Source organism: Shimia sp. FJ5 (assembly GCF_032918335.1).
GTDB classification, from domain to species: domain Bacteria; phylum Pseudomonadota; class Alphaproteobacteria; order Rhodobacterales; family Rhodobacteraceae; genus Shimia; species Shimia aestuarii_A.
This window is the reverse complement of the sequence record NZ_JAWJUV010000001.1, coordinates 426593-452409: the sequence shown is the minus strand read 5'-3', so window position 1 is coordinate 452409 and position 25817 is coordinate 426593. Positions and strand designations below refer to the sequence as shown.

The window sequence follows — 25817 nt, the reverse complement described above, 5'->3', positions numbered from 1 at the left end:
TCCGAAACGGCTTGGCCGCTTAGACCGAAAGCGTCGCCTTGATCGCACGCTGCCAGGCGCCATAGCGCGCCTCCCGCGTCGCTTCGTCCATCGCCGGCTCGAACCGCCGCTCAAGCGCCCAGGTCTCGGCAAAGCCCTCCTTGTCCGGATAAACCCCAACGGCCATCCCCGCGAGCCACGCCGCCCCGACCGCCGTGCTCTCAAGGATACGTGGGCGATCCACCGGGGCCGCAAGGATGTCAGAGAGGAACTGCATCGTCCAATCACTCGCCGTCATCCCGCCATCAACCCGCAAGACCGTCTCGCCCGGCCCGCCCATATCTGCCTGCATCGCCTCGATCAGATCGCGGGTCTGAAACCCGACACTCTCAAGCGCGGCGCGGGCGAACTCCTTTGGCCCTGAATTGCGCGTCAGCCCATAGACCGCCCCGCGACAGTCTGGCGCCCAGTACGGCGCACCAAGCCCGGTAAAGGCAGGCACGAGGATCACCTCCTGGCTTGGATCGGCCTTCTCGGCCAAACCTTGTGTGACCGAGGCCGTGTCGATGATCCCAAGACCGTCCCGCAGCCACTGCACCACGGCACCAGCAATAAAGATCGCCCCTTCGAGCGCATAAGTTGTTTGCCCATCAAGGCGATAGGCGATCGTGGTGAGGAGGCGGTTCTGCGACGCGACGGCCTCCGTGCCAGTGTTCAAGAGCGCGAAACAGCCCGTGCCATAGGTCGATTTCATCATCCCCCGCGTGAAACACGCCTGCCCGATGGTCGCGGCCTGCTGGTCGCCGGCGACGCCGCGGATGGGGATGGATGTGCCGAAGAGGGCGGGGTCGGTATCGCCGTAGTCATCGGCGCAATCGCGCACCTCGGGGAGCATCTCCATCGGCACGTCGAGCAGCGCGCAGATGTCCTCGCTCCAAGCGTTCTGGTGGATATCATAAAGCAAGGTGCGCGAGGCATTGGTGGCGTCGGTCGCATGGACCTTTCCGCCGGTGAGGCGCCAAATCAGGTAGCTGTCAATCGTGCCGAAAAGAAGCTCGCCGGTCCGCGCGCGTGCCCCTTCGACCTCGTTCAAGATCCAGCGCAGCTTGGTTCCCGAAAAATAGGGATCAAGCAGCAGACCGGTCTTGGCGCTGATCTCTGCCTCATGCCCCAAGCCTTTCAATTCGCTGCAAAAATCTGCGGTACGCCGATCTTGCCAGACGATCGCGCGATGCACGGGCCGCCCCGACTTCTTGTCCCAGACCACGGTGGTTTCACGCTGGTTGGTGATGCCGATGGCGGCGATCTCCGCTGCCGTGACCCCGGCTTTCTCAAGCGCCACGCGGCAGGTCGCCACGACCGTGTCAAAGATCTCTTCCGCGTCATGCTCGACCCATCCAGAGGCCGGGAAATGCTGGGTAAATTCCTCTTGTGCGAGTCCCGCAATCTGCATCTTGGCGTCGAACACGATGGCGCGCGAAGAGGTGGTGCCCTGATCGATGGCAAGCACGAAAGTCATGTCGGTGTCCCGTCGGTATTGCGTCTTTATCACGTCGGTGCAGATTGGACGATTTCGCCCCCCGCGCCAAGCCTCAGTCCGCGAACCACGCCTCGACCGCCGCGCGCTGAGCGGCACTCATGTGCAGCCCGAGCTTGGAGCGCCGCCAGAGCGCGTCCTCGCCCGTGCGCGCATATTCTCTGTCCCGCATCCAGCGCAGTTCCGCCTCGGTCAGGGTCGCGCCGAAATCCTTGCCAAGGTCTTCGCGCTGTGTGGCATCGCCAAGCATGTCCCATGCCTCGCGACCATAAAGCCGCACAAGCCGTCCTGCCCATCCGCCTGTAATGAACGGATAGTCGCCACAAAGCTCTTCGATCAGAGCCCCCTTGTCGCCCAGATCGAAATCTCCACCCGGAAGCGCGACGCCCGCTGTCCATTCCCCGCCCGCCGTCGGAAAATGCGGGGTGAGCTTGGCCAGCGCCGCCTCGGCCAGTCGACGATAGGTCGTGATCTTGCCGCCAAACACATTGAGCAGCGGCGCACCCTCTGCGTCGAGCGTCAGAACATAGTCCCGCGTCGCCGCACTCGCGGAACGCGCCCCATCATCATAGAGCGGCCGCACGCCGGAGTAGGTCCAGACCACATCCTCGGCGCGGATCTCCTTGGCGAAATACCGGTTGGCAAAAGCGATGAGATAATCGCGCTCCTCATCACTACAGCGGGGTGGTTCAGACGGATCCTCATGGGGCGCGTCCGTGGTGCCGATCAGGGTAAACTTACCCTCATAGGGGATGGCAAAGATGATGCGTCCATCCGACCCTTGCAGGAAATAGGCGCGGTCATGGTCATAGAGGCGTGGCACGATGATATGGCTGCCACGCACAAGGGTAACACCTTCGCGGCTTTCGGTATGCACCACGTCGCGGATCACCTCGCCAACCCACGGCCCTGCCGCGTTGACAAGGGCGCGCGCAGTGACGTCCATAGTGCCTTGTGGACCGCGCAGGGATACGCGCCAAAGATCGCCCTCGCGCCGCGCGTCCGTGACCTCAGAGCGAACCCGGATATCCGCCCCGCGCGCCGCCGCATCGCGCGCGTTCAACACGACAAGCCGCGCATCATCGACCCAGCAATCGGAATACTCGAACGCCCGCGTCATCACCGGGCGCAAAGGGTCTCCTGCCGCGTCTTTCCTCAGGTCGATGCGACGCGTCCCCGGCAGGATCTTCCGCCCCCCAAGATGGTCATAGAGGAAAAGGCCAAGCCGGATGATCCATCCCGGCCGGCGCCCGCGCAGCCACGGCATGGTGACACCAAGGAGACGCGAGATCGGTGTGCCGCCCTCGAACCGCATGTCGGGATGAAGCGGCAGGACAAAGCGCATTGGCCACGAGATATGCGGCATGGCCTTGAGAAGAACCTCGCGCTCGATGAGGCTCTCACGGACAAGGCGCACCTTGCCATATTCGAGATAGCGCAAACCGCCGTGGAAAAGTTTGGTCGAGCCGGAAGAGGTTGCCGACGCAAGATCGCCCTTCTCGGCAAGAAGCACCGAAAGCCCGCGCCCCGCCGCATCGCGCGCGATGCCTGCGCCGTTGACGCCGCCACCGATCACCAAAAGGTCCACTGTCGTCTCAGACATCTTGCCCCCGTCTCCTGCGCCGCGCCCAAGGCTTTTCGAAAAGCCATGTCACGCAAATTCGAAATGGTTTGCCCCGCTCTAGCCCCGCCCACACCGCCGGGGAAGGCCCAAACAGCAGCCAGGCGGCAGGAGACCCCACCGCCCGGCAAAATTTCATCAACCTGTCACATCTTAGGCGTCGACGTGATCTTTGGCCCATTCCCAAGGCCGGACGAAATCGCCAAGAACCTTGCCGACCTCTTCGTCGCTCGATCCGTTGCTTTCAAGCTGAGCAACAAGGCCGCGCTTCTTGTCGTCAAGAACAGACGTGACGCGTGCCGCGACGCCTGCCTCTTCCAGAGCCGCATTGTAGATACGCGTGATCGCCGCCTTGCGCAGGTCAGGTTTGAAGATCTTGCCCACCGCCGTTTTCGGCAGCTCGTCCATGATCTCCACATGTTTGGGCAGGGCCGCGCGTTCGTGGATATGCACCTTGGCGTGCTTGCGCAGCTCCTCGAGCGACACGCTCGCCCCCTCGACAAGCTCGACATAGACGCACGGCACCTCACCTGCATAGGCATCAGGTTGGCCGATCGCACCCGCGAAGGACACGTCATGATGCGCCAGCATGGCCTCTTCGATCTCGGCAGGGTCGATATTGTGACCCCCGCGGATGATGAGGTCCTTGGCCCGCCCAGTGATCCAGACATAGCCATCCGCATCAATGCGCCCAAGGTCGCCCGTGCGCAGGAACTTGTGGTGATAGAACAGGTCTTTGTTCTTCTCGGATTCGGTATAGGTATTGCCTTCGTGGACACCGGGGTTGTCGACGCAGATTTCGCCCACCTCATCGACCGCGCATTCCACTGGCCCGTCTGGCGTATCCTTGAAGATGCGCACATCCGTGTAAGGGAACGGAAGGCCAACCGAGCCGACCTTCTTGTCGCCGGTCGGCGGGTTGCAGGAGACGAGACAGGTCGCCTCGGTCAGGCCATAGCCCTCGACGATATCGACGCCACAGGTTTTCTCGAACCGTTTGAACAGTTCGAGCGGCATCGGGGCCGAGCCGGAGAACGCCGTTTTGACCGAGGAGATATCCGCATCCACCGGGCGCTGCATGAGCGCAGCCACGGCGGTCGGCACGGTGATGATAAAGCTGATCTTCCAGCGCTCGATGAGCTTCCAGAAGTTATCAAACACCCCGTCGCCGCGATAACCCGCTGGCGTCGGAAAGACCACATGCGCGCCCGAGGCAATCGCCGCCTGCACGATGACATGCACCGCGAACACATGGAAAAGCGGCAGCGGGCACATGATGTTGTCCTCTTCGGTGAAGAGAAGCTCATGCCCGATCCAGCCATTGTAGATCATGCCGGAATAGAGATGCTGCGCGACCTTGGGCATCCCCGTCGTGCCGCCAGTATGGAAATAGGCCCCGACGCGATCGCCCGCGCAATCCTCGAAATCAAGCGTGGTATTCTGTTTCGCCAGTTCCTTGTTGAAGGGTTTTACATCGGCGTGGTGGTTGCCCGGTTTCTTGGGCCGTACAAGCGGCACGATCCAGCTTTTGGGCGGGGTCAGGTAGCGGTTGAGGTCGATCTCGAGCACCGTATGCACATGCGGCGCGTGGCGAACGGCCTCGGCGACTTTCTGCGCCACGTCGGTCTTCGGAAACGCCTTGAGCGTGACGACGACCTTGGCATCGGTTTCGCGCAGGATCGAGCCGATCTGCTCCGGCTCGAGAAGCGGGTTGATGGGGCTTACGATGCCCGCGATCATACCACCCAGAAGCGTCACCAGCGTCTCGTTACAGTTCGGCAGGACATAGGCGACCGTATCATTCTCGCCGATCCCGAGATCGCGGAACATGTTCGCGGCTTGCACGGCCTTGGTGTGAAGCTCGGTCCAGGTCAGGGTTTCGGCTTTGTCCGTCGCCCCCGACAAAAGCTGATAGCTGACCGCCGGACGGTCCGGGAACCGTTCTTTCGTGCTGGTCAGAAACTTGTAGATCGTCTTTGGAAGCGGGCGCGCTTCCCACGGCATTTCTTGTTCGATCTTCTTTAGGTCTTCGCGCGTGGCAAATGACATTTTCCGGTCTCCTCCCCGTCGTCTGCCCGTTTCCCAAACCGGGCTTATATTCAAGATGCGATCTAAATCCCCAACTCGCAAGGGCTTGGCCAGAGTCGACCCTAAGTCAAGCAAGGCCAAAACGTTGCGTCAGACCACCCCTTTTTGCCCATTTCCCCTGTAAAACAGGGAAATCCGTGGCTCATCAAAGGAAAAAGGGCGCCCCGAAAGGCGCCCCGGACTGAAACCGAATTCTGGCCGCGATTAACCGTCTTGCGGAATACGCAGAACCTGACCCGGATAAATCTTGTCGGGATGGCTAAGCATCGGGCGGTTGGCCTCGAAAATCTCGTTATAGCGGTTGCCATCGCCAAGCGCCTTTTTGGAGATCGCCCAAAGCGTATCGCCCTTCTCAACCGTGTGAAATGTCGGCTCTGCGCCGCCATCATCCTCGACTGCGGCCACGCCTTCGACATTGCCGACCGCAAGGATCACCTTCTCGCGCATCTCTTGGCTGACCGCCGCGCCGGATACTTTCACCTTGTCGCCCTCGACCGTAATGTCGAGACCCTCGGCATCAAGCCCGAGTTCAGCAACTTCTTTCTTGAGCGCCTCGGCGTCCGGTGTGTCGTCCCCACCGATCAGCGATTTACCCGCTCCTTTGAGGAAATTCCAAAGACCCATCTTCATTCTCCCGTTTGACAGATGGGGAAAGCATGCCCCCATCCCCGCCAAAAGGTAAGGGGGAAATCACAGGTCCAAGGCCCCGTCCGTAAACTGAAGCCGTGCAAGGCGCGCATATAGGCCGCCTTCGGCCACCAGATCATCATGGCTCCCTTGTGCCACGATGCGCCCTTCTTCCATGACGAGGATACGATCGGCCTTTTTGACCGTGGCAAGGCGGTGCGCGACGATGATCGTCGTGCGCGAGCGCGCCATTTCATCCACGGCGTTTTGCACCGCGCGTTCGCTCTCGGCATCAAGGGCCGAGGTCGCCTCGTCCAAGAGAAGCACCGGCGCATCGCGCAGGATCGCGCGAGCGATGGCGATGCGCTGTTTCTGACCGCCCGAGAGCATCACACCGCGTTCGCCCACGTATGAGTCATACCCCTCAGGGAGCGCCATGATGAAATCATGCGCCGCCGCGGCCTTTGCTGCGGCTTCGACCTCGGCATCGTTTGCATCCGGGCGACCAAAGCGAATGTTCTCGCGCGCCGATGCGGCGAAAACCACCGGGTCTTGCGGCACGAGGGCCATTTCCTTGCGGAAGGTGGCCCGCTCCATGTCGCTCAGGGACACGCCGTCAAGACAAACCTGCCCGCTGTCGGGATCATAGAAACGCTGCATCAGCTGGATGATCGTCGACTTGCCGGCCCCCGACGGGCCGACAACGGCCACCGTTTCACCCGGCGCAATCTCAAAGCTCACCCCGTCGAGCGCCTGCACACCGGGGCGCGAAGGATAGGCAAAATGCACCGCATCAAAGCGGATCCGCCCCTCGACCGGGTTGGGCAGGGCTTTGGGCGCGGCAGGATCAATGATCGCATCCTCCACATGCAGCAACTCCACAAGCCGCTCTGTGGCGCCCGCCGCGCGCTGCAACTCGCCCCAGATCTCAGAAAGCGCCCCAACGGCCCCCGCAACCATCACCGAGTAGATCACGAATTGCACCAGCATCCCGATGCTCATGCCGCCCGCCCGCACATCGCGCGCGCCCATCCAAAGGACGCCCACCACACCCGAGAAGATCAGGAAGATCACGATCATCGTCATCACCGCACGGGTGTTGATCCGCCGCATCGCCGCATCAAGCGACAGGTCGGTCACCGACCCAAAGGTCTTGCGCGCGGCGGCCTCGCCGGTAAAGGCCTGCACCGTTTGCGCCGAGGTGAGTGCCTCGGACGCATTGCCAGAGCTCTCTGCGATCCAGTCCTGGTTCTCACGGCTCAGCTTGCGCAGGCGCCGCCCCAGAACAAGGATCGGCACAATCACCACAGGCACCACCAAAAGGACCAATCCCGTCAGCTTCGGCGAGGTCAGCAGCATGAGCGCCAGCCCACCGAAGAACAAAAGCACGTTGCGCAATGCAATCGATACCGACGAACCGACAACCGTCTGGATCACCGTCGTATCCGTGGTGATCCGGCTCAGAACCTCGCCGGTCATGATCTTTTCGTAGAACACCGGGCTCATGCCGATCATCCGATCGAACACCGCCTTGCGAATATCGGCCACAACCAATTCGCCCAGCCGCGACACGAGCAAATAGCGCAGCGCCGTGCCCACCGCGAGAAGCGCGGCAAAACCGATTGCGGCAAGGAAATACTGATCCAGAAGCGCATCGCTTTCGGTGCCGAAATTGTCGACCACCCGACGCACCGCCATGGGTAGAACCAACGATACCGTCGCCGTCAAAACAAGCGCAAGACCCGCCGCCAACGCCCAGAAACGATAGGGGATGATAAAGCGTTTCAACCCGGCCAACGCCCCGATCCGGCGCGATTTGGCGCGGTCTTCTTCGCTTGGCTGCGGCGTCGGTTGTCTGGCCATGATCTCTTCCCTGTCCGTCGTGTCAGACGGTATTGGCCGAGCCTGCGCACAGGGTCAAGGCGACAATGGGGCCCGATCAGAGGAGAAGGTTGGAGCGGGTAGCGGGAATCGAACCCGCACCTTAAGCTTGGAAGGCTCTTATGATACCATTTCACCATACCCGCCCGAGGGTTCGGCCTATCTAGTTCAGGCGCGAAAGAGGGTCAATAGGGTGCAGCGGCCAAACCGGAAATTGCCGACACGGGCCGGGCAATTTCGCCCGCCCCGTGCCTGTCTTGTCTTACCAGGGCTGGTTCGCCGGGCCGATGGTGAACTCGTTGATCGTCGTGTCCTCAGGCATCTCGAGCGCAAAGGAAACAACCCGCGCGATCCGTTCGGGCGAGATGCCGAACGCGTCATAGAGATCGGACATCCCCTGCGCCGCGCCCACGTCGGTGATCGTGTCGAGCAGCTCGGTATTGATCGCCGCGGGATAAAGCGTCGCGGTACGGATATTCGTGCCCTCCATCGCCGATTCCATCCGCAAGCATTCCATGAAATCGCGCACGAACCACTTGGTCCCGCCGTAGATCGCAGTGCCCGGATAGGCCTTGAGCCCCGCCACCGAAGACACCGCGAGGATATGGCCGGATTTCTGCTCGGTGAAGGTCGGCATGACCGCTGCAACGCCGTTCAGGACGCCGTTGATGTTCACATCGACCATCTGTTTCCACTCGCTGGTCTTAAGCGCCGAGACATTGCTCACAGGCATGATCCCCGCATTGAGAAAGATCGCATCGACCCGGCCATAGGTCTCCTTGGCCAACGCAACGAGTGCGTCGTTGTCTTCGGGCTTGGTCACGTCGAGGCTCTGATAGACCGCCTCGCCGCCGGCCGCGCGAATGTCTTCAGCGATCTGGCGGAGCTTGTCTTCGCGCCGCGCTCCAAGGACCACCTTGCCGCCCTTGGCCGCGATATCCTTTGCCGTCGCTTCGCCAATCCCCGACGATGCGCCCGTGATGATGATAACCTTGTCTTTCATGTCTCTAGTCCTTCGTGTTTGGTGTTGGATTTGAATGCACCTTCCCCCTTGAGGGACGCGAAACGCCCCCCTGACATGGCGTGTGCCACCGGGTTCAGGGATGTGATTGACGTGACCTTAGGCCGATGAAATCCGAAGCGGGAACGACCCACGCAGAAGCAGCGGTGCGATGCCGCCCTCGATGCGGCCAAGCCGGATCAAGCCGCGAGAATAGTGGTAGCCCTCATAGAAGAAGACGAGGTTGCCCCAGGGCGCGAAGTAACAGAAATCCCCCGGTGCCTCGTTTCCAAACGGCTCGGACACTGCCCCGGAAAGTTTCTGCGGCAGGTAGGCGATCTTTTCATTGCTGCCATAGTCCTCGATTGTGAGGTCAAGCGGCAGCTGCGCCATGAGAGCTTCGCCCACCGGTGTCTGCGCAAGACCGATATGAAACATCTGGTCCGCGAAACGACATGCGATCCGCATCGCACCCTCCGATTTCTCTGCAAATAGGCCGCCCGGCACGACTCCCGCCGCAAGCGACATCTTCAAGAGCCCACGCCGCCCGATCCGCGCCCTACTGCCCATCATAGGCCTCGTCCGAGACCTGCTCCATCCAGTCGACGGCTTTGCCGTCCTGCACTTCCTGAATGGCGGTGTGGGTCATGGCGCTATCGGGCGCCGCCCCGTGCCAGTGTTTTTCGCCGGGCGCGAACCAGATCACGTCGCCGGGGCCGATCTCGACGACTTCACCGCCCCAGCGCTGCACCCGCCCCTTGCCGGAAAGAATGATAAGCGTTTGACCAAGCGGGTGGGTATGCCATGCGGTGCGCGCACCGGGCTGAAACGTCACGTTCGCGCCTTGCACCCGCGCCGCATCATGCGGATTGAAAAGCATCTCGAGCGCGACCTCACCAGTAAACCAATCGGTCGGCCCCGGCATCGTCGTCAGGCTGTCTCTGCGGGTGATTTCCATCTGCGCGTCCTTTCCTATCTCTTCGGCCTTGCTGGTAATCTAGCCCAGACTGCGCTATCCGATTAGATGCTATAATTCACATGAACTACTGAATGAGATTCAATAATGGCGCGAGATGAGATGAGCGAGCTCAAGGCCTTTGTCGCTGTGGCCGAAGAGCGGAGTTTCACCCGTGCCGCGGCGCGGCTTGGCCTTTCGCCCTCTGCGCTTAGCCACACAATCCGCGCCTTGGAAGACCGGCTCGGCCTGCGCCTCCTGACCCGCACCACGCGCAGCGTCTCGACAACCGAGGCTGGAGAACGCCTGTTTCAAACGCTCGCCCCTCATTTCGAACAGATCCGCGCCGAGCTCGACGCCCTGAGCGAGTTGCGCGACAAACCCTCCGGCACCCTACGGATCAGCTCGGGCATTCACGCTGCGCAAACCATCCTACGCCCCCGGCTCGCGGATTTCCTACCGCAGTTTCCCGACATCAACGTCGAAGTGTCGATCAACGACGGCTTTGTCGACATCGTCGGCGACCATTTCGACGCTGGCGTGCGCCTTGGCGAGTCGGTGAGTAAGGACATGATCGCGGTGCGTATCGGCCCCGACTGGCGCTTTCTCGTCGTAGGGACGCCCGCCTATTTCGCGCGCCGCTCGCCCCCCGAACATCCGCGCGAGTTGACCAATCACCAATGTATCAACCTACGCCTGCCCTCGGCGGGGGGGCTCTATGCGTGGGAATTTGAACGCGACGGACGCGAAGTCGAGGTGCGCGTCAGCGGCCAACTAACCTATGACAGTATCCTGCCGATCCTGCACGCCGCACGCGACGGGCATGGCCTCGCTTTCCTGCCCGAAGACCTTGCCCGCCCCTATATCGACACAGGCGAGTTCGAGGTCGTGCTGCGCGAGTGGTGCGCGCCTGTGCAGGGATATCACCTCTACTACCCCAATCGCCGCCTCGCCTCTCCGGCCTTCACGCGGCTTGTCGAAGCCTTGCGCTACCGCGCGCCCTAAGCGTCAATCCTTGCCTTGCGCCGCAAGCGCCGCAGCGCGCATGTCGCTGAGCGTCTGGCGCGGGGTAAGCGCCTCGGGAGAGGTCACAAGGTCAAGCACCGCCCCGGTGTCCGACGCCAACGCCCGTTCGAAGGCCGCGTCGAAATCGGCCGTCGTCTCGACCCGCTCGCCATGCATGCCATAGGCCTGCGCAAGCGCCGCAAAATCCGGGCTTTGCATCGTCGTGCCAGACACCCGCGCGGGATAGGTGCGTTCTTGATGGGCGCGGATCGTGCCGTAGATCCCGTTATTGAGGATAAGGATGATCGGACACGCCCCCGCCTGCACCGCCGTCGCCAACTCGCCGCTGGTCATCTGGAAATCCCCGTCGCCCGCGAAACAGACCACGGTGCGTTCCGGATGTGCCACCTTGGCGGCAATCGCCGCTGGCACGCCATAGCCCATCGCGCCCGATTGCGGCGCAAGAAGCCGCGCCTTGGGCCCAAAGGTGTAAAACTTGTTCGGCCAGACCGCGAAATTCCCTGCCCCGTTGGTGATAATCGCGTCTTCCGGCAGGCTCTCGCGCAGGGTTTTGGTCACCACACCCATATCAACCGGCGAGGGCTGTGCAGGCGCCTCGATGCTGGCCTCAAAATCGGCCCGCGCCTGCGCCCGCCACACGCCCCAACCGCCCGACACCGGGGCAAGCGCGACGGCGAACCCGTCCGGGCCAGCGTGAATACCAAGGTCTGGCTGGTAGATCTTGCCGATCTCGCGATCCGAGCCATGAACATGGATGAGCGTCTGTGTCGGCACCGGCACCTCAAGAAGCGTATAGCCATCCGTCGTCATCTCACCAAAACGCACATTGATCGCAAGGATCACATCCGCCTCCTTGACGATGCGTTTGACATGCGGCGGCATCCCGACCCCCGCCTCACCCGCATAAACGGGCGAGGAATTGTCGAACTGATCCTGATAGCGGAACGCCGCGAGAACCGGAATATCCGAGCTTTCCGCAAAATCCTGCATCGCCTTCTGCCCCGTATCGGACCAGTTGCAGCCCCCCATGAGGATCACCGGCCGCTCCGCCCCAGAGAGCAGCGCGCGCGCCTTTTCGACCGCGCCCATGTCCGGCATCGGGGCCGCAATCTCCGCAGGCCCCGCGAGCGGCGCCTTATCCGTGAGGCTCGTCAGCATATCCTCTGGCAATGCCACAACCACAGGACCGGGCCGCCCCGTTGTCGCCGTGGTCCAGGCCCGCGCGAGCAGTTCCGGCACCCGCTCCACCTGGTCGATCTCGACCGCCCATTTCGCCACCGTGCCGAACATGGCGCGATAGTCGATCTCCTGAAACGCCTCGCGGTCGCGCATATCCGTGCCGACCTGCCCGACAAAGATGATCATCGGCGCGCTGTCCTGCATCGCCGTATGAATCCCGATCGAGGCATTGGTGACACCGGGGCCGCGCGTCACGAAGCAGATGCCGGGACTGCCGGTGAGCTTCCCCCACGCTGCCGCCATGAAAGCCGCGCCGCCCTCGTTGCGGCAGAGCACGAAATCCAGTTTGCCGCGCGTATCATGCAACGCGTCCAGCACCGCGAGATAGCTTTCTCCCGGCACGCCAAATCCCTTCGTTGCCCCAAGGGCCACGAGGCTCTCGACAAGAAGCTGTCCGCCGTTGCGCATGATGTCTCTCCCCTATTCGCTCATCGCCGCTACTCTGCCCGAAGCGGCGCGAGTTGCAAGGGCTAGCGGGCGGGAACCGCCACCTTGGCGCCAAGCGCTGCGACCACCTCACCAAGGACAAGCGCCGCGATCATCTCGGGCCGCTTGTCGCCGCTCTGCCCCGCCCCGATCGGACAGATGAGGCCCGCCGCCGAACCTCCCCGCGCGCGGGTCCAGCTTGTGAAAGAGGCGCGTTTCGTAGCCGATCCGATCATCCCGACATAGGCCCCGTCCCCGCACCCGAGCGCCTCGGCAGCGAGCAGGAAATCAAGCGCATGGTCATGGGTCAGGATGACAAAGGCGCTTCCTGCGGGCGCATCGCGCACCAAAGCTTCAGGCAAGGGCGTCAGCGCCGTCTCGACCTCTGCGTCGCATAGCCCAAGCTCCGCCGCCCGACCGTCGACAAGCACCGTGCGCAGCGGCAAATGCTGCGCCAGATCGGCCAGCGCCCGGCCCACATGCCCGGCCCCGAGAATATAAAGATGCGGCCTCGCGTCCTGCGCCGCGTCTTCGGCCTTTATCGCCTCGGCGCGCATCACGTCGTCCATCCGCACGAGCGCGATCTCGACCCGCCCGCCACAGCATTGGCCGATCTCCGGGCCAAGCGGCACATCCATCTCGCCGCACGGCGCGCCACGAATAAGAAGTGCGCGCGCCTCATCGATCGCCATATACTCCAACTGCCCGCCGCCAATCGTGCCATGCACGGCGCTTTGCGAGACGAACATCTCGGCCCCTTCATCGCGCGGCGACGATCCCCGCACGCGGACAATGCGCACACGGATCACTTCGGGCTGCACCGCGAGATATGCCGCAAGCGCGCTCATCCGCGCAACCGCTCCACCGCCATCAGGACACGCTCGGGTGTTGCGGGCGCATCTAGGCGCGGGCATTCGCGATAGTCTGCCACCGATGCAACCGCCATCGACAGCGCCTCGAACACCGAAATCCCAAGCATGAAGGGTGGCTCGCCCACTGCCTTGGAACGTTTGATCGTGCGTTCGGCATTCTCCGACCATTCGGCAAGCCGCACGTTGAAGTCTTTCGGCATATCCGAGGCGAGCGGGATCTTATAGGTCGAGGGCGCATGGGTGCGCAGCCGACCCTCATCGTCCCACCAAAGTTCCTCGGTCGTGAGCCAGCCCATACCCTGCACAAACGCGCCCTCGACCTGTCCCTTGTCGATCGCCGGGTTGAGCGAGCGCCCCACATCATGCAGCACATCCACCCGCTCGACCGTATACTCCCCGGTCAGCGTATCAATCGTGACTTCCGAGACTGCCGCGCCATAGGCAAAGTAGTAGAAAGGCCGTCCCTGCCCGGTGTCGCGGTTCCAATGGATTTTCGGGGTCTTGTAGAACCCTGCCGCCGAGAGGTGCACCCGCGCCATATAGGCCTGCTTGATGAAATCCGCAAAAGCGAAGACCTCATCGCCCACTTGCACCTGATTATTCGCAAAACGCACCGTGTCCGCCGCGACGCCCCACTTTTCAGCCGCCCACGCAACAAGCCGCGCCTTGATCTGCGCCGCCGCATCAAGCGCCGCCATCCCGTTCAGGTCAGACCCTGACGAGGCCGCCGTAGCCGAGGTATTGGGCACTTTCTCGGTCGTGGTCTTGGTGATGCGGATTTTGTCCACATCGACCTGAAACGCATCGGCCACAACCTGCGCCACCTTGGTGTTGAGCCCCTGCCCCATCTCGGTCCCGCCGTGATTGAGCATGAGCGAGCCGTCATTGTAGACATGCAAGAGCGCGCCGGCCTGATTGTACCAGGTCGCAGTAAAGCTGATCCCGAACTTGACCGGTGTGAGGGCAATGCCCTTGCGCATCATGCCGCCCTTGGCGTTATGAGCGATCACAGCCGCGCGCCGTGCTTGGTAATCGGCGCTCGCCTCAAGTTCCTCGACGATCCGAGGCATGATATTGTCCTCGACCGTCTGGTGATAGGGCGTCACATCGCCGTGCACGCCATAGAAATTCGCTTTGCGGATTTCGAGAGGATCACGGCCCAGCGCATAGGCGATTTCCTCGATCATCCGCTCCGCTGCAACAACGCCTTGCGGGCCACCAAAGCCCCGGAAGGCCGTGTTGGAGACGGTATTCGTCTTCATCGGCCGCGAGCGCAGCTCTGCCGCCGGGTAGAAATAAGCATTGTCCGCATGGAAAAGCGCCCGGTCCGTCACCGGCCCCGACAGGTCCGAGGACCAGCCACAGCGCGCCGCGAACTCGCCATCGACGGCCAAAATCCGGCCCGTCTCGTCAAAGCCCACGTCGTAATCGACAAGGAAATCATGCCGCTTGCCGGTCGCGATCATGTCCTGATCCCGGTCGGGCCGTATCTTGACCGCCACGCCCCAGCGTTTCGCCGCCATCGCCGCCACCGCGCAAAACAGGTTCATCTGGCTTTCCTTGCCACCAAACCCGCCGCCCATACGCCGCACGTTGACGACAACCGCGTTGGACGGCACGCCAAGCACATGCGCCACCATGTGCTGCGCCTCGCTCGGGTGCTGAGTCGAGGAATACACCACAACCTCTTCGTCCTCGCCCGGCAGCGCGAGCGCGATATGGCCCTCGAGATACATATGATCCTGCCCGCCGATGCGGACCTGCCCCTTGATCCGCTTCGGCGCGGCCTTGAGCGCCTTGGCCGCCTCACCAATCCGAAGCGTGAGCGGGTCCGTGACATGCGGATACCCTGCCTTGACCGCTTCGCCGACATCCGTGACGTGGCGCTCTGGCGCATAGTCGACCTTGGCCAACTCCGCCGCCTTGCGCGCCGCGTCCCGGCTCGTGGCGACCACAGCAAAGAGCGCCTGCCCATGGAACTCGACGTGGTCCTCTGCGAAAACCGGCTCGTCATGCCGCCCCGTGGGGCTAATATCATTGACGCCCGGAATGTCCTTCGCGGTCAGCACGCCGACCACGCCCGGCGCGGTCTCGACCTCCGAAAGGTCCATCGCCACGATACGCCCCGCCGCCACCGTCGAAAGGCCAAGATAGGCATGAAGCGCGCCCTCAGGCAGCGCGATATCATCGGTATAGTCCGCCCCACCCGTGACCTGTTTGATGGCCGACTCGTGCCGGAGGTCTTGCCCGGCGATCCCCTTGACGTTGCTCATGCCGCCGCCTCCCCGTCCGTGCCTTGTTCGATCCAGAAGCGGCGCAAGAGGTTCTGCGCAACCCGCATCCGGTATTCCGCGCTCGCCCGCATATCGCTCAGCGGTGTGAACTCGCCCGCGAGCGCGCGCGCCGCGGCCTCGAACGCCGCCGCGCCAAAGGGCTGTCCGACGAGCGCCGCCTCTGCCGCCATCGCCCGTTTCGGCACTGCAGCCATACCGCCATAGGCGATCCGCGCCGCCGTGATCTGACCGTCTTCGACGCGCACATAGACACCTGCCGCGACTGTGGAAATATCCTCATCCCGCCGTTTCGAGACCTTGTAGGCCGCGTGCAATCCGCCCGTCTTCGGCACCGTGATCGCCTCGACGAATTCGCCCGGCGCACGGTCCTGCTTGCCGTAATCGACAAAGAAATCCTCAAGCGCGATCTCGCGCCGCGCCGCGCTTTTGCGCAAGGTGATCGTCGCGCCCATGGCGATGAGCACCGGCGGCATGTCTCCGATGGGCGAGCCATTGGCGATATTGCCACCAATCGTGCCCATACTGCGCACCTGCCAGCCCGCGATCCGCTCGAAATACGGCGCCAGATGCGGGAAGGCTGCACCCATCGCGCCCTCGGCCTCCGCATATGTCACCCCGGAGCCGATACGCACCGCCGCATCGCTCTCCTCGATCTCTTTCAGCCCCTCGAGATGCCCGATGAACACCGCCACAGGCAGCGCCCGAAGGTGTTTTGTCACCCAAAGCCCGACATCCGTCGCCCCGGCGATCACCCGCGCCTCTGGCTCTGCCTCAAGCACCGCGGCAAGGTCATCGACGTCGCCCGGCAGGATCGCTCGGCTTCCATCGCGCGAAACCTCGACCCGCGCGCCCTCGCGCCACGCAAGAAGCTCTGCCGTCACCGCGTCGCGCTCGGCGGCAAGGAAATCCTCGCCATCCGCCTCGACCGACATGGCCGCATCAATGATCGGCCGATACCCGGTGCAGCGACACAGGTTCCCCTGAAGCGCGACCTCGACCTCGCGGCGCGTCGGATTCGGCACCCGCATCCAAAGCGCATAAAGCGCCATGACGATCCCCGGCGTGCAGAACCCGCACTGGCTCCCGTGGTGTTCGACCATCGCCTTTTGCACCGGATGCAACGCGCCATTCGCCCCCCGCAAATGCTCGATCGTCACCACGTGACAGCCATCGAGCGAGGCGAGGAACCGGATACAGGCATTGACCGGCTCATAGACGAGATCGCCGCCGACAAGCCGCCCGACCAACACCGTGCAGGCCCCGCAATCACCTTCGGCACAACCCTCCTTGCTCCCCGTGAGCCGCTTTTCGAGCCGCAGAAAATCGAGCAGCGTATCGCTTGCCGCGACCGCCTCTTCGCGGACCTCGCGGTCGTTCAGTCGAAACCGGATATGGGTGCGTGGTGTCGGTGCTGTCATGATGCCTCGCTATCGCGCGCTGGGTGCGTGTCTTTGACCTACGAAAGCCTAGCCTAAGCGCGCCGGAAACGGGTAGCGATGAATTGGTGAATGAATTTCAACGTTTCATTGATAATGAAGCGCGTCTATCCTCGAAACGCCACGAAAAGAGGCAAGAGGAGTCGCTGATGCCTTATCTTGAAAGTCTGCGGGTTTTCCTGCGTGTTGTCGAGCTTGGCTCGATCACGGCGGGGGGGCGCGATCTGCGCCTGACGCCCGCGGTTGCGAGCAAGCGGATCAAGGAGCTTGAGGCGCATCTTGGCGTGCGCCTGTTCAATCGCACCACACGCCGCCTTTCGCCAACGGAAGTGGGCCGCGAATTCTATACCCATGCCCGCCGCGTCATTGCCGCGCTCGACGAGGCAGAGGCCGTCGCGGCGGGGTTTTCCGACAATCCGCGCGGTACGATCCGGGTTGCCGCGCCGCTTGGCATCGGACGGCGGGCCATCGCGCCCCATATCCCCGATTTCACCGATCTTTACCCGGGCATCGACGTGCGCCTGCGCCTGACCGACCGGCGCATCGACATGTTCGAGGACAGTATCGACCTTGCCTTCAACCTTGGCGACTTCCCCGATAGCGACCTCAAGCTGCGGCTGATCCTCGACTGTCCCCGCGTCCTCGTCGCAAGCCCCGGCTACCTCGCGCAGCACGGCACGCCCGCGCACCCTGAGGATCTTCTCAGGGATGCGCATAATTGCCTTCTGCTCCGCTACCCGCGCTCGCCAGAGTACTTCTGGACCCTGCAAACCAAGGACGGGCCGCAGAAGCTCGACGTGCGGGGGCGGTTTGATGCCGATGATGGCGACGTGCTGACCGACTGGGCGCGCGACGGGCGCGGCATTGCCAACCGCCCGCGCTTCGACGTGGCCACCGCGCTGGCCGCAGGGGATCTCGTCGAGGTGCTGCCCGACACCCCGCCCCTGCCTGCGCGCTTTGGATGTCTCTTTGCGCATCGCACCCTGCAAGACCCCAAGATGCGCCTGTTTCTCGACTTTATCGCCGACCGCGCGCGCGCCTCACTCTCGCTCTAGAGGGCGTCGGCAAAGCGGAACTGCGCCCGTCCGGCGTGTTTCGCGGCGTAGAGCGCCTTGTCGACACGGTCAAACAGCGCCGTGTCTACCTTTTCCTTCGCGTTGGGGCCAATGGCGATTCCGACCGAGGCCGAAATGCCAAGCTTCGCCCCATCGCGCCATGCGATCGGTTCTTCGATGCGCGAGATAAGGCGCCTGGCGATACTGGCAAGCTCCTCTCGCCCCCGCACCCCGTCAAAGATGAGCACGAACTCATCGCCGCCCACCCGCGCCACGCAATCGCCGCGCCGGGTCTCATCGACAAGTATCCGCGCCACCTGTTGCAATACGTGATCGCCTGCCGGGTGACCGTAGGTGTCATTCACCGCCTTGAAGAAATCGAGGTCGATCTGCATCACGGCAAAGGCCCCGCCCCGTTCGATCTGGCGGGCCAGAACATGATCGACCGCGCGCCGGTTCTTTAGCCCGGTAAGCGTATCGGTAAAGGCCTGTTCCTCGGCCGCGATCTTGGCCCCTTGAAGCCGCTGGTTGAGCTTTCGAGAGGCCCCCATTGCGACCGATTTCGCCTCAATCAGGTAGAGCATCTCGATGGCAAGGTCCGTGGCGGCAAAATCAGACCCGCTCAGGCCGAAATCACGCACCCCGTCCATGATCGAGATGCCAAAGGACAGGTTGATCGCCGCCCCTGCTCCGACCGGAGCAAGAATCCCCTTGAAGGACGCGCGCGCATCATCGCGCAGGCGCAGGCTCATCTTTTGCCCACCAAGGCGCAGGAGGGCCTCCATGGTCTCTGCCCCGCGCGGGCGCAACACCTCGAACAGCTCGAGAAACCCGCGCCCCTCTGCCGTCGGCCCGCCCGCAAGCTTGGCAAAGGTCGCGCCCATATGCAGGATCTCGCCTCGCGGCCCAAGCATCACATGCATGGGACAGAAAAGATCGAGCACGGCCCGCATATCTTGCATGGGCACGGTCATGGCGATCCTGCCCGCGCGCCAAGGTCGAACCGTCGCCCGGCGGCAAAGGCCGCCTCAACCACTGTGACCTCGATCGTCTCGAGCGTTTCGCCCGGTCCCGCCTTTTCGACGCCGCGATGTTCAAGAAAGACCAGCGCCCCATAGTCATCCGCCAGTGTCCGAAGCACACCGATCATCACATGGCCAAACCCCGGCCAAGGAAAGCGACTCAGAAGCGCGAAACGCCCCTCTTCCAAGTCGCGCAATTCCAACGTCGGCAAGCCAAGATCATCAACCGCGAGCCGAGCACGTTCCGGCAGTTCATCCAGAGAATGCAGAAACTCGACAAAGCTCTCGCCGCCGAACCGCAGCAATCGGCGCAGGGCTTCGACATTGGGATGCGACACGAGATAGGTGCCGATATCCTCAAGCACGGCTTCGCGCAAAACCCCCAACTCCGCCGCCGTCGCGTTGAGAAGACGCCCCGTCACCGCATCCTCGTAATGCAGCATTGCCTCGAACTCGGACTCCTCAAGCCGCGCCGCACGGCAGATCGCCTGCCAGCGTTCCGCGCCGAAGCTGTCGCAGACAAACCCCTCTATCGCCTTGTTGATCAGACCGTGCATAACACTCCCCAAAACTGCGGGGCACTATGACGGTCAGGGCGTTAAGGATCCCTCTATATCTTCAATTGTCGGGATTGATTTCCATGTCCCCGATCCAGAGCGACTTGCGGCTGCTCGGCGCGATCCGGTAGCTCCCTTCGAGCACCCGCGCCACATCCTCGCGCGTCAGGCGCAGCGCCATGCCGGTTTCGGCGTCGCGCAGGTATGAGCCAAGCATGACCTGCCCCTGCACAAAGCGCAGCGCCACCGCGTCATAGCGATCACTCCGCCCCGGCAAGAAGGCGATGCCGCCCGTCTGCGGCGTACGGGTGCTGAAATCGCCAAGCACCACGACACAGCCCGGTTCCGGCTCACGGTCACAGGCCATGAGCCAGTCCTCGAGCCGGTGATTGGGCAGTTCGGCAAGCATCTGCGGCGTGATTTCGCGCCCCTCGGGCAGCACGGTGAGAAGCCCGGCAAGCCGTTCGATCCGCGCGTCTCGCCCGGTATCTGTCGTGCGCCGCTCAAAGACGTGACGATACTCCGAAGTCTCCGAAAGCTCGATGGCGCGGTGCAGATCGGCGTGATCCTCACCCTCCAGCGCCTTCAGTTCTGCAATGCCCGCGACCCCGGCCCGACCCCAGCTATGCTGCATCTCCCAGACCGCAAGCTCGGCCGCCGACACCTTGCCGTCAAGATACCGCGCGACCTGATTGCGGGTCGAAATCCGTTCCGCATTGATCAGCGGCGTGAGCCAGGCAAAGCCAAGCAAAAGCACCAAAAGCGCCATGGCAAGGTTCACCACCCGCACATGCTGCATCCATGCCCCACGCCACAGGACCGAGACCGCATAAAGCAGCCCGTAAAGCGTCACCATTCCCGACGCGAGCGCCGCCGCGATCCGCTCCGGCGTCCAGCCATATTGCGCCACGCGCAGCCACACCGCATAGGCCGCCAGCCCCGCGATAATCGGCAGCAAGAGCGCAAGCCCCTCCGTCGCCAGCCGCATAAAGCCAAGTTTCACCGCGTGGTCCTCATCCTTGTCCACCGCCACACTGACAAGCGACACCGCGCCCAGCGCTACGACAAGAAGCGTCGCCGCAGGCGAAAGCTGCCCGAAAAGCCCGTCAAACGGTCGGAACGGCAGGGCCGCGACGAAAATCCCCACCACCACAAGGACCACCGGCACCAGAAGCCGTAAGAGACGCAAAAGCATGAAGGGCGAGAGATAATCGCGCATCTCGTGCACAACGCGGATCGCAAGGCCGAGCATCGCGCCGGTCAAGATATGCGGCATCGGCTCGATATCGATCAGGTCGTCGATCACCGTGATATCGACGATCTCCAAGAGCGCATTCGACAAGAGCAGAATGCCCCAGAAGAGCCCGACGAAAAGCCACGCCGCCGCATAGCGCACCACGATCCGCCAGGAACAATCGAAAAGCTCGGGATAGCTGCGCCAATCGCCATCCTTGCGCAGCGCCACGATCAGGAACGGCGTGCCCACGAACAGGATCACGCCCCAAGCCACAAGCGCAAGACCGTTGCGGATGAAGGTCTCGAGTTCCTCGAACCCAGAACTGGCCCAGCCAAGCGCCAAGGCCGATGGCGCCGCGAGGAGCATAGCGCCAAAGGCGGCCCGACCAAGCGACAAAGGCCCCGCCATCGCCAAAAGCACCGCCGCGCCCCCGGCCACGAACGATGCCAGAATGACAAAGGCCTGTGGGTTGCTCACCACCTCGCCGGCCACCTCGAACAGGAACCACATGGCGATCCCGACAAGGGCACCGACACCCGCCATGATGGCCCGCCCGCTCAATCCGTTGCTGGTCGCTGCTGCCATGATCTCTCTCCCAGACTGTGGCCCCAGTCTAGAAAGGATTGGGCCGGGTGCAATGTAAATCCGCTCTTAGAAATCGGTCGGCGCGCCGCCCTCTTCCTTGCGTCGCGCCACGAAAGCGGCAAGCTCTTCGCGGATCGCCTCGTCCATCGGTGGCGCCTCGAACGACTCGATGATCTCCCGGAACAGACGATGCGCGCGCTCCGGGGTCCAGACCGCGCCCGCCGCGTCCCAGGCCTCGAAATTGCGCCAATCCGACACGAACGGTTGATAGAAGGCAGTGGTATAGCGGTCCTGCGTGTGCTGGATGCCAAAGAAATGGCCCGCATTGCCCACATCCTTGATCGCATCAAAGGCGATCTCGTCCGGCCCTGTGGCACAAAGCGTCGGGTCCATATAGCGCTGGATCATCTGCAGGACTTCGCAATCCATGATGAATTTCTCCGGGCTGGCGATCAGCCCTCCTTCAAGCCAGCCAGCCGCGTGATAGACCATGTTGGCCCCCGACTGCACCGCGCTCCAAAGGCTGTTGGAGGTCTCCCACATGGCCTGCCCGTCCGGCACGTTCGCCGCGCAAACACCGCTGGCTCGCATCGGCAGGCCGTAGAACCGTGCCATCTGCCCGGTCATCTGCGTGGCGCGCATGTATTCCGGCGTACCAAAGGCAGGCGCGCCGCTCTTCATGTCCACATTCGATGTAAAAGTGCCAATCGCACAAGGCGCGCCGGGCCGGATATACTGCGCCAGCGCCACCGCACAAAGCCCCTCGGCCAGTGACTGCGCCACGGCGCCCGACATGGTCACCGGCGCCATCGCACCCGCGAGCGTGAACGGCGTCACCACAAGGCCCTGCCCGCGCCGCGCAAGACGCATCCAGCCATCCATCATCGGCTCGTCATGCTTGAGTGGCGAGGTGGAGTTGATGTTGGTGTACATACGCGGGGTGGCCTCGAACTCCTCGTGGCTTAGTCCGCCCGCGATCCGCACCATCTCCATCGCATCCTCGACCCGCTCCTTGCCGAGCGAATAGGTATGCGCAACCTTGTCCGTGAGTGTGAGCTTGTCATAAAGCACGTCGAGGTGCCGGATGCTGGCATGGATATCCTGCGGCTCGACCGGGTAGCCGCCCGCGAAATGGATACAGTTGAAATACTGCGTCAGCTTCAGCAGGTTCGCACATTGCTCGCGGGTGCCCGGCATCTTGCGGCCGATCGACATGTCCCAGTAATTGGGCGGCGACGAGACATTGCCAAAGGCCATGTGATTGCCGCCCAAGGTGATCTTGCGATCCGGGTTGCGCGGGGTGAGCGTCCACTCAGACGGCGCCTTTGCGATCATCTCCATGACGAAATCGCGCCCCATGCGCACGTTGTCGCCCTCGACGATACAGCCCGCCTCCCGAAGGATATCGCGCGCCTCGGCATTGTAGAACTCAATACCGATCTCCTCGAGGATGCGCATCGCGCCCTCGTGGATCGCCTGCACACCTTCTTCGCGCAGAGGTTCCGTTGGACGGTCGATGTTGACCGGCTGGCGCCATGGCATCTGCTCGATCACACCCGCGCTCGTGCGTCGTGCGGTGTTTCCGGCCCGGCCTCCGCCGCGGCGTCTGCGTCCACCCGTTTCGGTCATTCTCTGCATCCCTCTCGTGCTCTGGCCTCCAGAAAACAGCACGAATCGCGACGCAAGTTTGCCCTCAACGACACATCTCGTCGTTTTTGGGTGATGACACGGCGGGTTTCACACATCGCGACAGGGCCAAGGCCTTTCGAAAGGCTTTGCACACAGGATTTCGAAATCCCGTCCCAAGTGGTTTGAAAACCGCTGAGCTATCTGGAAATCACTCCGCGAGCCAGCCCGCGATATGGCCGATATCGGGGAACACCACGTCGGCAAAGGGCGCGAGTTCGTCTGCGCCCGCAACCCCTGTGAGCACGGCAATGGTCTGCATCCCCGCCGCGCGCCCGGCGATCAGATCATGGGTGCTGTCGCCCACCATGGCGACACGGGCCGGATCGATCTGCACCGCATCGGCAAAGGCAAGCAGCGGCCCCGGCGCGGGTTTGGCGCCAAACCCGCTATCAAACCCGGCAATGAAGTGGAATTTCTCCGCCACGCCCGCCTCGCCAAGATGCGCCCGTGCGGCATATTCCGTGTCGTTGGTCATCACGCCGAGCCGCAGCCCCAACCCCGCAAGCCCGTCGAGAAACGGCGCCAGAGCCACAGCCGGAGCCAACGGCGCATCCGCCGCGGCATGCATCAGACGGAGCTCCATTTCCTCGACATCCTGCCCCGGCACCGCCCGCGCCACGGCCTCGGCCGCCTCGCGGTTGGTCCCGGCGATGACGACGCTTTCCGGCAGGAACTTTTCTGAAGGGAGGTCGAAATCAAGCTCTGCCGCAATCCGCGCCGCCATCTCCGCGTCCCCGTCGGCAAAGTCGCGGATCATGCCCGCCGCCCACGAGTTCCATGTCGCACCGAAATCGAACAGCGTGCCGTCCTTATCAAACAGGAGTCCGTCTACTCGCATCGCGCTCTGCCCTTTATTCCGTCGTCCTGACTACAGCACCATTGCAACAGACCCGTGTCAGGTCCAATGCCGCCCGCTTTCCCCAAGCAGCACTTGCCGCGCCATCATCGGGGTCATGTAATCCTCGCGCACACTGTCGCAAAAGGCCACAACCCAAGCGTCATCCATGGTGAGAAACTCGAGCACCGAAGCAAGAAAATCCGGATCCCCCGCCTGATCCTTGAGATCATCGACCGACGCCCCCGTCGCGCCAAGGAAAACCGGCATCAACTCGTCATTGTTGACCAGCCAGCCCAAGGCCTGAAGCGCCAACGTCTCTGCCGCATCCTTTGAAAGGTTCATTTCTTACCACTTTCGAAATCTTTTCTTAACCAATGCGAATACAAAGTGAATCAACCTCTTTGCAAGTTGCCAGGGTGCCCCATGCCCGGAAAAATTCTCATCGTCGAGTCGCTGCCCACGACGCGCATCGTTCTCAAGGTCAAGCTGTCGAGCGCGTTCTATACCGTGTCTCAGGCCGCCGCCCTGCCCGAAGCGCTCCTGCGCCTCGAAGAAGATCGCCCGGACCTGATCCTTCTCGGGGCCGATTGGAGCGAAGACGGCAAGGGCCTCGCACTCTGCCGCGCCCTGCGCAAGGCCCAGTCCGGCGCGCCGGTGCCGATCCTGATGATGAGCACCCACGCCACCCCCGAGATGCGCAAGGCTGCCTTGCGGGCTGGCGCCGACGATCTTGTCGCCAAACCCGCTGACGAGGCCGAACTGATGGCCCGCATCCGCGCCCTGATCCGCACCCGCGATAGCGTCGAGGGCCTGCACCTGCGCGAAGAAGCCACCGCCGCGCTTGGCTTTGCCGAGGCCGAAACCATCCCCTTTCGTCCCGATGCCCGCATCGTTCTCGCCGCCGCGGATCCGGCGACGGGCGTGCGCTGGAACGCACTTCTGAAGCCGGTCCTGCCCTATTCCGTCGCCACCGAGCCGATCGCCAATCTTCTGCGCGCTCTGTCGCAACAGACGCCGCCCGATGCCCTCGTCATCGCGCCCTCGCCCGACGCACCCGAGGACGGGCTGCGCCTTCTGGCCGAGTTGCGCGCCCGCGCCGCAACCCGCCGCGCGGCGGTGCTCGTCGTGCTGCCGCCCGCCTGTCGCGATCTCTTTACCGATGCGCTCGACCTTGGCGCGGGCGACGTGATGGCCGATGGCTTCGACGCCGAAGAGGTTGCCCTGCGCCTCGAACGACTTGTCGAGCGCAAGCGCCTTGCGGATCGGCTTCAGAAACGCGTGCAGGACGGGCTCGAAGCGGCGGTGACCGATCCCCTCACGGGGCTGTTCAACCGCCGCTATGCCTTGCCGCACCTCGCCCGCGTGGCCGAAATTTCCCAACGCGATCAACGTGATTTCGCGGTCATGGTTGCCGATCTCGATCATTTCAAAACGGTGAATGACCGCTATGGCCACGCCGCTGGTGATACGGTTCTGACCGAGGTCGCCCACCGTCTGCGCGACTGTCTGCGCCCCGGCGATCTTCTCGCCCGGATCGGCGGCGAGGAGTTCCTCGTCGTGATGCCTGCCACCGACCGCGCCACCGCGCGCGCCATGGCGACGCGGCTCTGTGACACGCTGCGGCGAGATCCCATCCACATCCAGTCGCGCGACCTGCGTATCCCCGTCACGGTCAGCATCGGCCTTGCCATGTCCTGCGATTTCCGCTGCGCCGTAAGCGGCGAGGACCGCGGCGACGCTATGGTGCGCACCCTGCTCGACCGCGCCGATCAGGCGCTCTACGGTGCAAAGGCAACCGGGCGGGATCAAGTCACCCTGAGCCCGCCCGCCGCTTGAATTTCGATGTCCTGCGG

General features: G+C 63.1%; 21 protein-coding genes and 1 tRNA gene. 3 read left to right on the top strand and 19 right to left on the bottom strand.

Annotated elements, in window-relative coordinates:
* Positions 1-19: 19 nt before the first annotated feature.
* From glpK to R1W01_RS02315, 9 genes are all read right to left on the bottom strand, one after another.
* On the bottom strand, positions 20-1498 hold the full coding sequence (glpK, locus tag R1W01_RS02355; protein ID WP_297757580.1) for a glycerol kinase GlpK: 1479 nt from the start codon (positions 1496-1498) through the stop codon (positions 20-22).
* Positions 1499-1571: 73 nt separating this feature from the next.
* Entirely contained in the window at positions 1572-3119 is a 1548-nt protein-coding gene (gene glpD, locus R1W01_RS02350) for a glycerol-3-phosphate dehydrogenase (protein WP_297757577.1), read from the bottom strand.
* Between the two features lie 171 nt (positions 3120-3290).
* Entirely contained in the window at positions 3291-5186 is a 1896-nt protein-coding gene (locus R1W01_RS02345) for an acyl-CoA synthetase (protein ID WP_297757574.1), read from the bottom strand.
* Between the two features lie 243 nt (positions 5187-5429).
* Positions 5430-5849 carry a peptidoglycan-binding protein LysM gene (gene lysM, locus R1W01_RS02340; protein ID WP_297757572.1) on the bottom strand — a complete coding sequence of 140 codons (420 nt, stop codon included), beginning with the start codon at positions 5847-5849 and terminating at the stop codon, positions 5430-5432.
* 66 nt (positions 5850-5915) lie between these two features.
* Positions 5916-7715, bottom strand: a complete 1800-nt coding sequence (locus R1W01_RS02335) for an ABC transporter transmembrane domain-containing protein (protein WP_297757569.1) — start codon at positions 7713-7715, stop codon at positions 5916-5918.
* 90 nt (positions 7716-7805) lie between these two features.
* Positions 7806-7879, bottom strand: a tRNA-Gly gene (locus R1W01_RS02330).
* A gap of 116 nt (positions 7880-7995) precedes the next feature.
* Positions 7996-8736, bottom strand: coding sequence for an SDR family oxidoreductase (locus R1W01_RS02325; RefSeq protein WP_297757567.1), 741 nt, complete (start codon positions 8734-8736; stop codon positions 7996-7998).
* A gap of 117 nt (positions 8737-8853) precedes the next feature.
* Entirely contained in the window at positions 8854-9306 is a 453-nt protein-coding gene (locus R1W01_RS02320; protein ID WP_297757564.1) for a cyclophilin-like fold protein, read from the bottom strand.
* Positions 9293-9691: a cupin domain-containing protein gene (locus R1W01_RS02315; protein ID WP_297757561.1), complete on the bottom strand. Its 399-nt coding sequence runs from the start codon at positions 9689-9691 to the stop codon at positions 9293-9295. The genes R1W01_RS02320 and R1W01_RS02315 overlap by 14 nt, the downstream gene beginning before the upstream one ends.
* A 105-nt stretch (positions 9692-9796) precedes the next feature.
* Between R1W01_RS02315 and R1W01_RS02310 the strand changes: the two genes are divergently transcribed.
* On the top strand, positions 9797-10693 hold the full coding sequence (locus R1W01_RS02310) for a LysR family transcriptional regulator (protein WP_297757558.1): 897 nt from the start codon (positions 9797-9799) through the stop codon (positions 10691-10693).
* Positions 10694-10696: 3 nt separating this feature from the next.
* On the opposite strand, the gene R1W01_RS02305 is transcribed toward R1W01_RS02310, so the two are convergent.
* The 4 genes from R1W01_RS02305 to xdhA all read right to left on the bottom strand — a co-directional run bounded on the left by R1W01_RS02305 (position 10697) and on the right by xdhA (position 16963).
* The gene (locus R1W01_RS02305; RefSeq protein WP_297757555.1) at positions 10697-12361 is read right to left on the bottom strand and encodes a thiamine pyrophosphate-binding protein; all 1665 of its coding nucleotides are present in this window, start codon (positions 12359-12361) and stop codon (positions 10697-10699) included.
* A gap of 62 nt (positions 12362-12423) precedes the next feature.
* On the bottom strand, positions 12424-13227 hold the full coding sequence (gene xdhC, locus R1W01_RS02300; protein WP_297757552.1) for a xanthine dehydrogenase accessory protein XdhC: 804 nt from the start codon (positions 13225-13227) through the stop codon (positions 12424-12426).
* On the bottom strand, positions 13224-15524 hold the full coding sequence (xdhB, locus tag R1W01_RS02295) for a xanthine dehydrogenase molybdopterin binding subunit (RefSeq protein WP_297757549.1): 2301 nt from the start codon (positions 15522-15524) through the stop codon (positions 13224-13226). The genes xdhC and xdhB overlap by 4 nt, the downstream gene beginning before the upstream one ends.
* The gene (gene xdhA, locus R1W01_RS02290) at positions 15521-16963 is read right to left on the bottom strand and encodes a xanthine dehydrogenase small subunit (RefSeq protein ID WP_297757546.1); all 1443 of its coding nucleotides are present in this window, start codon (positions 16961-16963) and stop codon (positions 15521-15523) included. Before xdhA ends, xdhB begins: the two co-directional genes overlap by 4 nt.
* Before the next feature lie 167 nt (positions 16964-17130).
* Here xdhA and R1W01_RS02285 point away from each other — a divergent pair, with 167 nt between their 5' ends.
* The gene (locus tag R1W01_RS02285; protein ID WP_243613236.1) at positions 17131-18036 is read left to right on the top strand and encodes a LysR family transcriptional regulator; all 906 of its coding nucleotides are present in this window, start codon (positions 17131-17133) and stop codon (positions 18034-18036) included.
* Here R1W01_RS02285 and R1W01_RS02280 read toward each other — a convergent pair.
* The 6 genes from R1W01_RS02280 to R1W01_RS02255 all read right to left on the bottom strand — a co-directional run bounded on the left by R1W01_RS02280 (position 18033) and on the right by R1W01_RS02255 (position 24306).
* On the bottom strand, positions 18033-19010 hold the full coding sequence (locus R1W01_RS02280) for a GGDEF domain-containing protein (RefSeq protein WP_317275024.1): 978 nt from the start codon (positions 19008-19010) through the stop codon (positions 18033-18035). The genes R1W01_RS02285 and R1W01_RS02280 overlap by 4 nt on opposite strands.
* Positions 19007-19615, bottom strand: a complete 609-nt coding sequence (locus R1W01_RS02275) for a heme NO-binding domain-containing protein (RefSeq protein ID WP_243613238.1) — start codon at positions 19613-19615, stop codon at positions 19007-19009. Before R1W01_RS02275 ends, R1W01_RS02280 begins: the two co-directional genes overlap by 4 nt.
* A gap of 61 nt (positions 19616-19676) precedes the next feature.
* Positions 19677-21437: a DUF4153 domain-containing protein gene (locus R1W01_RS02270; RefSeq protein WP_297757539.1), complete on the bottom strand. Its 1761-nt coding sequence runs from the start codon at positions 21435-21437 to the stop codon at positions 19677-19679.
* 66 nt (positions 21438-21503) lie between these two features.
* Positions 21504-23066, bottom strand: coding sequence for a trimethylamine methyltransferase family protein (locus tag R1W01_RS02265; RefSeq protein ID WP_243613240.1), 1563 nt, complete (start codon positions 23064-23066; stop codon positions 21504-21506).
* A gap of 208 nt (positions 23067-23274) precedes the next feature.
* A complete protein-coding gene (locus tag R1W01_RS02260; RefSeq protein ID WP_297757535.1) occupies positions 23275-23964 on the bottom strand; it encodes an HAD family hydrolase in 690 nt (229 codons plus the stop codon).
* Between the two features lie 57 nt (positions 23965-24021).
* On the bottom strand, positions 24022-24306 hold the full coding sequence (locus R1W01_RS02255) for a DUF3572 domain-containing protein (protein ID WP_243613242.1): 285 nt from the start codon (positions 24304-24306) through the stop codon (positions 24022-24024).
* 81 nt (positions 24307-24387) lie between these two features.
* On the opposite strand from R1W01_RS02255, the gene R1W01_RS02250 reads away from it, so the two are divergent.
* Entirely contained in the window at positions 24388-25800 is a 1413-nt protein-coding gene (locus R1W01_RS02250; protein ID WP_297757532.1) for a diguanylate cyclase, read from the top strand.
* The last annotated feature ends 17 nt before the right edge of the window (positions 25801-25817 follow it).